The sequence below is a fragment of the Aliikangiella sp. G2MR2-5 genome (assembly GCF_015687155.1).
Lineage (GTDB): Bacteria > Pseudomonadota > Gammaproteobacteria > Enterobacterales > Kangiellaceae > Aliikangiella.
Window position 1 is genome coordinate 279,036 of record NZ_JADPQF010000005.1, and the last position, 12,359, is coordinate 291,394.

Genomic DNA, 12,359 nt, shown 5'->3' on the forward strand with positions numbered 1-12,359 from the left:
CGAAGATTTCGCTGAGAGCTCATTGGTGATTTAGCTTGCACTGCCCCGTGATTCGGGGCAGAGATTTAAGCTATTTGTCGCTTGTACAATAGCGGAGTAGAAGATAGCCGGAAAGTCCGGAAATGAAAGAGGATAAAATTATCGCAAGCTTTTCACCTGACTGAAAAGCGTTGGTGTCACCAAAAGCGAGACTGTTTACAAATAAACTCATTGTAAAGCCTATTCCCGTCAAAATGCTCACTGCATATAGCATCGGCCAGTTCGACCTTTCCGGCAATTTTGCCAATTTTAACTTGATCGCAAGCCAGCTGAATCCAAAAACACCAAGTTGTTTACCAACAAATAATCCAAGAAAAACGCCAAGCGGAACCTCTTTTAACATTGCATCAACCGATAACCCTTTTAAGTCTACACCTGCATTCACAAATGCAAACAGGGGAAGGATTAAATAGGCAACCCAGCTATGTAACTGGTGCTCGGTATGTTTAAGCATAGAGAATTCATTACCGACACTATCTTTGCTTGTTAACGGAATGGTAAATGCTAGAGCAACACCTGCGAGGGTCGCATGAACACCAGACTTTAATACGCTAACCCAGAGGATAATCCCGATGGCAATATACAAGCTTCTCCTGGCAACGTTTAAATAATTTAACACAACTAGTGCTGCTAACGACGCAAGCGAAACAGAAAGAGATACTGTAGAAAGATCTTCTGTATAGAATAGCGCAATGATGACGATGGCACCCAGATCATCGATAATTGCCAACGCCATTAGAAACATTTTTAGAGAAATTGGTACTCTATTGCCAAGCAGGCTCAATATTCCCAGAGCAAAGGCAATGTCAGTTGCTGTTGGTATCGCCCAGCCTCTCATCGCAAACTCATCGCCCTGATTAAAAAAGGTATAGACCAGAGCCGGGACCAGCATTCCTCCTATAGCAGCAAAACCCGGCAGGGTAATCTGAGCCATCGATGAAAGCTCCCCTTCCATTATTTCTCGCTTCACTTCAAGACCTATGAGGAAAAAGAATATTGCCATCAGGCCATCGTTTATCCATAGAATCAGGGGCTTATCAATTTGTAGTTCGCTAATTCTTATTTCAACAGGTAAATGCAGAAATGCTTCATACTCATCGATTAAGTTTGAGTTTTTTAGGACAAGTGCGAGCAATGTGGCAATCATCAGGAGGATACCGCCTGATGATTCCTTCTGGAAAAATGACTCAAGCGAGCGCAAAGGTTGCTGGATAACCGGCGAATTTAACAAGTTTTCCGGGGATAGGTCTTGTTTGGTCATAGTTTTTTAATTCATTACCTCTTTGTCTGGAACTTAAGATGGGGTAGGTTATAAGCATAGTCTAACGAGCGTGATTACATAATATTCCCGTTTTCAAAAAATAAATTGATTTTATGACAGCTTACTGAAAAGGAGAGGCAAGGTCCTGTCTGTTGACAAAAGTTATACTCCCTCTTTCAAATAAAACTGAGAGGGAGCAAGTAAGTTATAGCAGATAAAGTGTTGTCTGTCTCCGAATGGAGAAGGTGCTGGTCATGCTTCTGGCTACACACTTAGACCCAGAATATGTGACTTCAGTTGTTCAAAGTTAGCTTGCAATTGCACTGAAAGGTCTTCCTTGGTCGCACAGCTTTCCAGAGCTTCTGGTAAGGGAAGTGCTATTTCCAGTGTTTCCTCGACTGTCGATTTGAATTTCGCCGGATGGGCTGTACCAAGGAAAATGCCGATTTCGTCGTCGACCAGAGAGTCTGCTAACGCCTTAAAAGCAACAGCAGCATGAGGCTCGCTAATATAACCTGATTGATAAAGACTCCTTAAACTATCACGCGTATCTTCTTCAGAAACGGCTGTACCTGTCAGATCTTTACGATCAAACTGGTCTGATTGCATTAAGTACTCTATTCGAGGCCAGTTATTTGGTCGACTAACGTCCATTGCATTGGATATTGTTGCTATTGTCTCATTGGGAGACCATTCTCCGCTTTGTAGATAACGTGGTACTGTATCGTTCAAGTTTGTTGAAGCAATAAAGCGTTTAATCGGTAATCCCAGGGTTTTAGCAATGATACCTGCGCATAGATTACCAAAGTTGCCGCTTGGTACGCTGACAACAACTGAATTCCTTTTATCTTCCGGCAGTTGAGTAAACGCGTCGAAGTAATAGCAAACCTGAGCTAACAATCGGCTAATATTAATGGAATTTGCTGAGTTCAAGCCAATTTGTTCAACGAAAGATGCATCGTCGAAGCTTTGTTTTACTAACTGCTGGCAATCATCAAAGTCTCCTTCTACCGCTACCGTATGAATATTATCACCCAAAGTAGTAAACATTTTTTGTTGGAGTTCTGAAATCTTCCCTTTTGGAAAAAGGACCACTACCCGGATATCTTTCAGTCCGTGAAATGCATGGGCAACTGCGGCACCAGTATCTCCCGAGGTTGCAGTGAGAATTGTGATAGGCTGTTCACTAGCAAATTCTTGCAGACAATTAGCCATAAAGTTCGCACCAAAATCTTTAAACGCTAAAGTTGGACCATGAAAAAGTTCCAAACAGTAGTTTTGAGTACTGACTTTTTCCAGTTTGGCTGGAAAACGAAAGGTCTTATCGATGACCATTTTTAACGTACTATCGTCCATATTTTCCGAAACAAAATTCTTCAGTATTTCAAAGTATCTCTGGTGTGGCGAGAGTTTTAGAATTTGTTCGATGTTCGTCAGTTGCGGAATTTTCTTTGGAAAAAAAAGTCCCTGATTTCTTCCTAAACCTGTCCGAACAGCGGTTTTAAAATCGACAATTTGAGAGTTGTCCTTAAGATTATAGAGTTTCACTTGTTTGCCTATGCTGTATTAAATAATTTACATCATCTTTTGACTATTTACTCTGCTCGCTATTTTTAGTGAGAGGCAATAGCATTTTGTTTAGCACTTTCTTGCACCTTGATGGTCAACCTGGCAGATATGAACAAATCCTGCCTCCGATTGTAAATAGTTTTCAGTCAACCAGTCTTTTGCTTTTGTGGCGGACTCGCGATCGTCGAAAACGGTAAAAAGTGTAGGACCAGATCCTGAAATTCCGGACGCCAGGCTTCCCAGCTGCTTTAGTTCCAAAATACTTTTTTCAAAATTAGGAAGTAAACTTTTACGGTAAGGTTCGGCGACAACATCTTTGAGCAATGAAAATGCCTGCTCCTTGTCCTGACGATAGCAGGCGTCAACAAAACCTGCCAGGTTTTGGCCGAACTCAATAAGTGTTTTACGTTCGTATTGAGCTGGAAGTATTTCTCGAGCAGCTTTGGTGCTTACTTCGACATCTGGATAGGCGATTACCCAGAAACAATCATCGAACGTAGGCAGTTTCTGGGTGATTTTATTTTCGTCGTTCAACATTAGTTGCAAGCCACCGAGAAAGCAGGGAGCTACATTGTCATAGTGCAGACTACCACTGATCTGAGCTTCAAGTTCGCCCATCATTTTTAGTAACTTAATTTCGCTAAAAGGGAGTTGGTAGAACTGATTGAGAGCGACAAAGGCGGCGACTACCGAGCAAGCGCTAGACCCCAGACCGCTGCTAACAGGGATATTTTTTTCCAGCGTTACTTTGATTAACAGAGGTTCTCTTCCAAGTTGAGCAAGAGCGGTATTAAATGCCACAATACACTTCCAGACAATGTTTTCTTTTGTGTCCTGAGGCAATTTATCTGCGTGAGTTCCGGTCAGAATAAACTGATCGGAATTAGCATCAGTTTTCAACAATTTCTCAACTCGAACAATGTCACCAACTAGTTGACCATCAACCGGTGATAAACATAGGCCGAGTGTATCAAATCCGACACTAACATTTCCGATCGAGATAGGTGCAAAGACTGAAACAGACATCAATTTTTCCTGGTTGTTATATTCAAATCAATTTCGCTACACATAGATATAAAAGTGACCAATTTCTTATTAGTGCTCCAGATCCCAAGAAAGAGTTCTAAGCATGTCGCCAAACAAACCTGCGGCGGTAACGGCAGCACCTGCACCATAGCCTCTAATAACATAGGGTTTAGGCTGGTAATACAATGTATGCAGCGCTAATGCATTTTCTCCCTCGGCAACACTATATAGTGGATGGCTTGTATCGACAGCTTGTATGCTTACCTTGCAACAATCGTTCTCGATACAAGCAATATAACGCAGGACCTTATTATCTTTTTCCGCCTGGTCAATCCTTTGCTGGAATGCTTCATCAAATTCTGGCAAGCGAGCGACAAACTCTTCTCCGTCAGTTAAAGCTGCAAGTTCTTCGGGTACTACGGGTTCTAATTCTATATCCGAGAGCTCCAATTCTAGCCCCGCTTCCCGCGCAATTACCAGCACCTTACGAGCTACATCCAGACCGCTCAGGTCTTCTGCCGGATTAGGCTCAGTATAACCGAGTTCTTTGGCCTTGAGTGTGGCTTCGGATAAAGACAGGCCTTTGTGTAGTTCTCCAAAGATATAAGATAATGAGCCTGAAAGTATTCCTTCAAACTGTTTCAGCTTGTCTCCGGCCCTCAGCAGTCCCTGGAGGTTGTCAATGACCGGTAATCCAGCCCCCACATTGGTTTCGTAAAGAAACCTTCTTTGTTTCTGTTCGGCTATTTCACGTAGCTCTCGATAATAGGAAATTTCTGCTGTGTTGGCTTTCTTATTTGCTGTAACAACATGGTATCCGCTTTCCAGGTAATCTTTGTATTGCTTGGCAATATCATCATTGCTAGTGCAGTCGATAATGACCGGGTTATTTAGGTTAGCGTCAGAAACAAACTGGTTGATAGCGTCAAGGCTAAATGACTGAGATGCACTTTCCAGAGCTGTCTCCCAGGTTTGCAGGTCAATGCCGTTTTTCTCAAGAAGAAGCTTTCTACTATTTGCAAGGCCAACCAGGTTCAAAGCAATATTTTCATCCACCAGTCTTGGTTGCTGCTTTTTTATCTGATTCAATAACTCTTTTCCTACAGTACCACAGCCAATAAGTATGGCGTCGATACTTGGTCTTTTAATAAAGAGATTTTGATGGCAAGTTCTAACCGCATCATCTGTTCTTTCATCTCGAATCACGGCAGATATACTACGTTCAGATGAATCCTGAGCAATAGCGATGATATTGACTTTTGCCTGTGATAGCGCCTTAAAAAATTTCGCGGCAATGCCTTTTTGTTGTTGCATGCGATCTCCAACTAACGTCACTATGGCAAGGTTTTTCCTCACCGATATTGGTTCTAAAAGTTCATTTTTGATTTCTAGTTCAAAAGCCTGATTTAAGCAATCTAACGCGGCATCAGCTTCGTTTCCTGGAACACAAAAACTAATGCAGTACTCGGCTGATGATTGACTGATCATAATGACTGAAATATCAGCTTGACTGATGGTAGAAAAGACTCTTGCAGCCATTCCTACCATACCTTTCATTCCTGGTCCGGAAACATTAATCATGGCCACATCCGACAGATTGGAAATGGCTTTGACTGACTCTGCTCCATTTGAGCTGTTTGAGATTAGCGTACCAGCGGCTTGAGGAGAGTGAGTGTTTTTGATCCAACAAGGTATATCTGACTGAGCTAACGGAGAAATTGTTTTTGGATGAAGTACCTTGGCACCAAAATAGGAAAGCTCCATTGCTTCATGATATGACATCTGTTCAATCAATTGAACTTGATTGACCAGCCTTGGATCTGCATTGTAAACACCATCGACATCGGTCCAAATTTCGCAGGCTTGTGCATCCAGACATACCGCAAGGACTGCTGCCGAATAATCGGACCCATTTCTGCCCAGCGTTGTCGTTTCTCCATTAGGCTTGACGCCAAAAAAGCCCGGCATAATAGCCAGGCTTTGAAGACCAGAATAATGTGCCTTAAAAAGACGTTTAGATTGTTTAAGATCGGCAACAGGTTCTGCGGAGCGAGCGTCAGTTGTCAAAAACTTTTCAGGGTCTATTAAAGAAACACTTTCAGCTTTGGCTGATAAAAAGCCATTGAGCATCGCAACGCTGAATTTTTCACCAGTACTTAATATTTGCGCGCTAGTTGACTCCGGGCAGTGAGAAAGTAATTGGGCTCCTTTGGTCAATTGATTCAAGCGAACAATCAGGTTTTCTAGCTCTGCACAAAGAGAGTTCTTATCCAATGCTTTGTTTCGCGCGATTATATTGGCGAGAATATCTGACAATTTTCTTTCGATTGTTCGTAGTGTGCTTTCTACGTCAGAAGTCTCTGCGAGGTCACAATCCTTGCTATTTTGTATTAAGGAACTATTAAGGTGCTGTGTTAAAGCTACCAGATCATTAGTAATCCCTTGCGGAGCAGATACTACTGTCGCTATTGAAGCGGCCTCAGCGTTAGTTAAGATAATTTCAGATACGCGTTCAAAACATGCTGCGTTCGCAAGAGATGACCCGCCAAACTTTAATACTTTCATTATGTGTCTCTTCTTATTGCCCCATATTGACCAAATTTTTACTCTATAAACAAAAAAGCCCGTGAGTCTTGTCGAGTCACGGGCTTTTGCTTTTTACTATTCAGCGCATTAGCCAGTGACGGTTCGACCAATAGTCGTTCCGGTAATCATGGTGGTGCCGGTAATAGTTGCCGCAATCGAAGAGTTTAAATCTTCGAACGAATTATTCTCCGGTTTTGCAGCAAACCGCCAGCTAATGATGGAAGGCGAATTGCCATCAAAAGCGACACTTTTCGAAGATATTTGCTGCAAAAACTTAACCATTGATTTTACCTGATCTTAAGGTCGTTTCTTGACTTTAAGATAATGCTCTGTGAAATATTGCTAAATACTTAATTTAATTATAATAATTTTTTGATTATCATTTATTATAGTAATCTAATTCCTAAATTTGGAAACTATTCTGGCATTAATTACTTATTTGTTCACTTTTAGTTCAATCGTTCAACTAAACAACTAAGTGGTCAATTAAGACTTATATCCAGTAAGACTTATATCCAGGTACGATTTTTAATCCTGTACTACCTGACTCCAGTACTAACTTGATTCGAGCACTGCTGAGTTTTCAATACCATTAAGAATTGAATATCACTAAGATATCAGTTCGAACAGAGTGCCAATATAACTAAAAGTAGCAAATAGATGTTTAGCCGTCTAAATGATTCAGGCAGGTTATAGGACTTCAATCATATTGCCAAATAGCTTGTAGTTATAATGTGGAGCAATTTGGATAAATTGGATATCTGGATGACTAATGTAATGAAAAGGCGATATCAATGAACTACTGGCTACTAAAGACAGAGCCTGAAGAATTTTCTATTGACGATCTTCAAAATAAAGCTGGAGCCGAGATTTGGGAGGGTATTAGAAACTATCAGGCGCGCAATATTATCAGAGATCAAATAGAGCTGAATGATAGAGTGCTTATTTATCACTCCAGCTGCAAAAATGTTGGTGTTGCTGGCGTGGGTGAGATTTCAAAAGCAGGGTATCCCTGTCCTTATCAGTTTGAAAAATCGCATAAATATTTTGATCCTAAAGCTGAGAGCGGAAGTCCCCGTTGGTACGTTATGGATGTAAAGTTTGTCGAAAAGTTTTCCAGCTTGGTTAGTCTTAAACAAATTAAACAGGAATCAATATTAAAAGATATGGTTCTGGTCAAACAAGGAAGGCTTTCTGTTCAACCAGTAACAAAAGATGAGTTCGAGAAGATATGTTCGCTTGGAAGAAGCGACTAATCTGCTACTTTTGCTGACAAAACCTTGTTGACGAGTGGTAGTTTATTGAGCTTTCCCATAGCGATTAAGTTACCCAGAAGAATTAACAACAGTCCAATAATTCCTTCGCTCGTCCAGTGATAGCTTTCGAAAAAGGTAGAGAGCACCATTGCTATAACGGGAAAGACGAGTGTGACATAACCAGCTTTGTCCGGACCAATTCTACCTAATAATGTCAGAAATGCGCCAAATGCCAGTACAGAACCAAATAGTGCCAGGTACACCAGTGAACCTATATACGAAAAGGAAGTATCAAAGTTGAACTCAGCTCCGGTGATAAATGCGATTAGAGCAATCAACATGGCCGCATAGCCCATGCTCAAAGCGTTGGTTTGAATTACCGGAATTTTTCGACGTTGCGCTTTAGCGGACACAATATTTCCTAGTGACGCAAACAAACTTCCGATAAGAAGCAAACTGATTCCCTTCCAGGTATCCTGGATTGCTTGCTCACTTTGGCCTTCATTTAACTGTATTTCGGGCATAAATATGAGAATAATTCCCACAACTCCCAGAGTTGCTCCGAATAGAACCTCTTTCTTAATAGGGTCGCCCAGAAAAATTCTTGAGAAAACTACATTGAAATAGACAATGCTGGTGCTAAGGATTGCAGCTAGTGCGCTGGTTATATTTTCAATTGCCAGGTAAGTAAACCAGTAATTGAAGCCGAAAAGCAAAAGCCCTTGCATCAATATCAGCAGTTGATCGCTTTTCTTGTAATTAAACTTTCTTTTGGTGAAAAAACAGAACACCAACAAAATCAGGCTAGCAAGTCCGAATCGGTAAGCGACGGAGACGATAGGTGCAACTTTACCTAGCTGGAATGTAATCATTAGCCAGGTGGAGCCCCAGATCAGTGAAGAAACTGCGAATAATAAAATATTTTGCATAATCGTTGTCGTATTGTTAAGAGCTTACTGTGTCGCTATGTCGCCGAATAAGTCGGGAATTATTCTGGTGCCAGATCGAAATCGTGTTAAATGCAAAGGTAGCTGAAAATACTAAAAAAATCGATTTGAAATTCTATAATAGAATAAAGTTGCTCAGGCGAGAAGTATTATCCGCAAAAATTAGCTGGCTTGTGGTTCACAGGCAGAGGTGATATTTTGGAGAAGCAAATCAGTTAGATTTTGTTTTTATTATTTCATGGGACAAAAGCTTATTTATAAGGTAGGTTGTTTTAGTGGAGAACATGACCAGTATACTTGATTCGGTTAATGCAGCCTATCGTGGACGACTTCCGAGTCGAGCAGATGGAAAAGCTCGTCGACGCAAGATTTTGGACGCTGCTCATCAGATTATTATTCGACAGGGCGTACAAGGAGTAAAACACAGAGCTGTTGCTGAAGAAGCCGATGTTCCACTTGCTGCCACTACATACTATTTCCCGGATATACACGCTCTTTTACATGATGCCTTTCTCGATTTTTACGAGAGAAATATTTATCAGTTGCAAGCACTAGAGAGTCAGGGGAATCAGTTTATCAGTTCTTTGAGAGAAGAGTCACCAGTTAAAACTGGCAAACTCGATGTTAGCCAAGTATTAACAGATTTAATTTTCCAGCATATTCAAGCGCAGGTTGCCAATCGCGATGACAGGATCATTGAAAGAGCCTTCCGTAATGAGTCAATCAGAAATGAACAGATGGCGAATCTGGTTAACTCTATGGAACTACAGCAGCTCAAAGCAATAGAAGAGTTTTTCCGAGCTTTAAAGTCAGAAAATCCCGAGTCTGATAGCCGGGAGCTGATGGGATTGATCCTGTTTCTTGAGCACAGTTTACTAGCCAGATACGTTTGCGAAAAAGAAGCCAAGATTACAATAGCCCGTTTTTTTAAGAGAATCCTTTAACCTCAAAATAATCTAACCTTATGATATTAATTGAAAAACAATAATAGATCAGGACGAATCGTCGATTTCCTTTGAACAACATTTGACAAGAATATCTCTAACAGGTACTTTCGTACCAGATCATGGTGGTTGTACCACAAGCATTGACTAGCGCTGGAGCCAGCGCACACTATGCCGGTAAATAGGGAATCCTTCTGGCCAACTAACAATAATTACATTCAAGGGGGAGTTCATGACTCATCTCACGCCTTTCAATTTCAAGGAATCAAGACGTCTGTTTTCACCGAGCAGGGTTGCGATTGCCGTATCAACCTTGCTGTTTTCCAGTATTAGCCTTGCACAGGATGAAGCCGATGACGAGGCAAGCGAAACTAAAGAACATAAAATAGTGGTAACCGCACAGCACCGGGAACAAAATCCGCAGGAAGTACCGATTGCTTTGAGCCTGTTTCAGGAAGAAGAGCTAAAAAACATGGCGGCATTAAATCTTAGTGACCTAGGAGAGATGACCCCTGGATTTGAGTCTAATAATGTTAGCTTTACTCAACCCACCTATAATATTCGCGGAATTGCTTCCAATGACTTCGGGGTTGGTTCTGATCCGGCAGTAGCCGTTTATGTTGACGGTGTCTATGTGGGTCGAGGTGGTGCTTCTCAGGCCAACTTCAATGATGTTGAAAGGGTAGAGGTGCTAAAGGGACCACAAGGAACTTTATTCGGTCGTAATGCCGCTGCTGGTGCTTTACATGTAATCACCAAGAAGCCCGAAAAGGGGACCAGTGGAGAGCTGGGGCTAACCGCAGGTAACTATAATCTGGTCCAGGTTAACGGAGTCTACAATGCTGAAGTTGCCGAGGACTGGTATTTTAGAACCAGTATCAGTTCAGTTACTCGGGATGGTTTTATCCCGGTGGCTGATGGTCGAGATGATTTACGTAATATCGATAACCAATCTGTCAGAGCTGCTCTACTCTGGGATTACAGTGATGATACCGAAGTGTTATTCCGACTGGATTTCGATACAACTGCGCAAGATGCTCCTATTACAGCAACAATTAATCCAGCCATTGCGCCGCTTCCTGTTGATCCTTTTGGCCCTGTAGCTACCGACATTGATTCGTTGGAAGAACGTGATATGTGGGGGGCATCAGTAGAGATAATTTCTGATTACAAAGATTACGTGCTGACTTACATGGGAGCTTATCGGACTTTTGATTCCGCGAGTCTGGAAGAAGAAGATGGTAGTGCTAGTGATCGCTTCATGTTTCACACCAAAAATAACGAAGAGCAGGAGCAGGTCAGCCACGAGTTAAGGCTATCTTCAACCACCGACGAGCCTCTCCATTGGACGGTAGGTGCGACATACTCCTGGGAAAGGGCAAAGCAGGCGCATGAAGTTTTTGTTAATACCAATACTCTGGATACTTTTTTCTATCTTGCTGGTGGTGCACCGGCGGAAATAATTCCTTCCTTACCTCTCGGTGGCGGTTTAACTGGCTTTTTTGGAAGTCAGTTTTCTGACCAGCTGGAGCTACTCTCCATCCTCAGTGGTATTCCGTCACAAACGATATTAGATATGACGGTTGCGGCTAACTTAAATCGAGACTGGTTGGAAACAACCTTTGATGACGGAACTTACACAAGTGTCGCTTTTTATGGTGATTTCACCTACGAAGTGACAGACAAATTTAATTTAACTTTTGGGCTCAGATATACCCATGACAAGAAAAATTTCGCGGTAACAACAAGCTGGGATAACTCATTTATCATTCCTGTTCCTGGTGTTGATTCTGTTCCTTTTGGTCTGGTTTTTTTCGATGAGTTTAAAGGAGAACAACAGCAAGCTTCCTGGGATGCATGGACTCCACGATTTGTGATGGATTACAACTTTTCTGACAATGTGATGGTCTACCTGAGTAGTGCTAAAGGATTTAAATCGGGTGGTTTTAATAGTCTTGGTGTTGACCCAGCATTTGATGCTGAAAATGTACTTAACAATGAAATTGGTTTTAAGTCCAGCTGGTTAGATAATAATTTGATTTTTAATGTCGCAGTGTTTGATTATTCCTACGACGATCTACAGATCCTAAAGCTCACTGGCCCAGATGGTACAATTCCAACATACAATATTGGTAATGCTGATGCAGAAGGCAATGGCTACGATATTGATTTTCGCTGGCAAGCGACAGACAATTTTGCAATCACAGCTAATTATGGTCACGTAGAAACAGAATACACTCGCTATGACTATGCACAGTTTCCTGGTGAAACAGCAGCTGATGATGTTACTGGGGAGCCCTTATCTTCTATTCCAGAAAATAAATGGAACATGATTCTGGATTACAATCTGGATATGGGGAGTTCTGGAACTCTGGCATTTAGATACCACCAAAATTTTACCGATGACCGAGTTGATCACACAGGGGCTGATATAAGCCGTCATATTGAAGATTATAGTCTTCAAAATGCGCGTATTAGTTACTATCCAAATGACGCCAGCTGGGAGATTTCTATCTGGGGTAAAAACCTTGGAGATGAAGAATATCTGTATGATATCGGTGGTCAGGGGGAAGCAATTGGTTCACCTACTGCTTCACGCGCAGAACCAATGACAGCAGGTATTGACTTTAAAATGTATTTTTAGATTGATTCAAAATTTGAACAGGACGTTCAAATTACAGTAATAATCTTGGTTAACTTGCATTTTGAAAGCCCCGATAATTGGGGCTTT

9 protein-coding genes are annotated in these 12,359 nt (G+C 41.6%); 3 read left to right on the forward strand and 6 right to left on the reverse strand.

Features of this window, described 5'->3' with window-relative positions:
• Positions 1-70: 70 nt before the first annotated feature.
• From nhaA to IYN84_RS16565, 5 genes are all read right to left on the reverse strand, one after another.
• Entirely contained in the window at positions 71-1,300 is a 1,230-nt protein-coding gene (gene nhaA / locus IYN84_RS16545) for a Na+/H+ antiporter NhaA (protein ID WP_210330627.1), read from the reverse strand.
• Between the two features lie 264 nt (positions 1,301-1,564).
• Complete coding sequence (gene thrC, locus IYN84_RS16550) at positions 1,565-2,848, reverse strand: threonine synthase (protein WP_196140360.1); 1,284 nt, start codon at positions 2,846-2,848, stop codon at positions 1,565-1,567.
• Between the two features lie 90 nt (positions 2,849-2,938).
• Entirely contained in the window at positions 2,939-3,895 is a 957-nt protein-coding gene (gene thrB / locus IYN84_RS16555) for a homoserine kinase (RefSeq protein ID WP_196140361.1), read from the reverse strand.
• Between the two features lie 69 nt (positions 3,896-3,964).
• Positions 3,965-6,460, reverse strand: a complete 2,496-nt coding sequence (gene thrA, locus IYN84_RS16560) for a bifunctional aspartate kinase/homoserine dehydrogenase I (protein ID WP_196140362.1) — start codon at positions 6,458-6,460, stop codon at positions 3,965-3,967.
• A gap of 108 nt (positions 6,461-6,568) precedes the next feature.
• Positions 6,569-6,763: a hypothetical protein gene (locus tag IYN84_RS16565; RefSeq protein WP_196140363.1), complete on the reverse strand. Its 195-nt coding sequence runs from the start codon at positions 6,761-6,763 to the stop codon at positions 6,569-6,571.
• A gap of 512 nt (positions 6,764-7,275) precedes the next feature.
• Between IYN84_RS16565 and IYN84_RS16570 the strand changes: the two genes are divergently transcribed.
• Positions 7,276-7,737, forward strand: a complete 462-nt coding sequence (locus IYN84_RS16570; RefSeq protein WP_196140364.1) for an EVE domain-containing protein — start codon at positions 7,276-7,278, stop codon at positions 7,735-7,737.
• Here the strand turns inward: IYN84_RS16570 and IYN84_RS16575 are convergent.
• Positions 7,734-8,666, reverse strand: coding sequence for a DMT family transporter (locus IYN84_RS16575; protein WP_196140365.1), 933 nt, complete (start codon positions 8,664-8,666; stop codon positions 7,734-7,736). The genes IYN84_RS16570 and IYN84_RS16575 overlap by 4 nt on opposite strands.
• A 302-nt stretch (positions 8,667-8,968) precedes the next feature.
• On the opposite strand from IYN84_RS16575, the gene IYN84_RS16580 reads away from it, so the two are divergent.
• Together IYN84_RS16580 and IYN84_RS16585 are read left to right on the forward strand one after the other, a co-directional pair.
• A complete protein-coding gene (locus IYN84_RS16580; protein ID WP_196140366.1) occupies positions 8,969-9,628 on the forward strand; it encodes a TetR/AcrR family transcriptional regulator in 660 nt (219 codons plus the stop codon).
• A gap of 232 nt (positions 9,629-9,860) precedes the next feature.
• Positions 9,861-12,272: a TonB-dependent receptor gene (locus IYN84_RS16585; protein ID WP_196140367.1), complete on the forward strand. Its 2,412-nt coding sequence runs from the start codon at positions 9,861-9,863 to the stop codon at positions 12,270-12,272.
• The last annotated feature ends 87 nt before the right edge of the window (positions 12,273-12,359 follow it).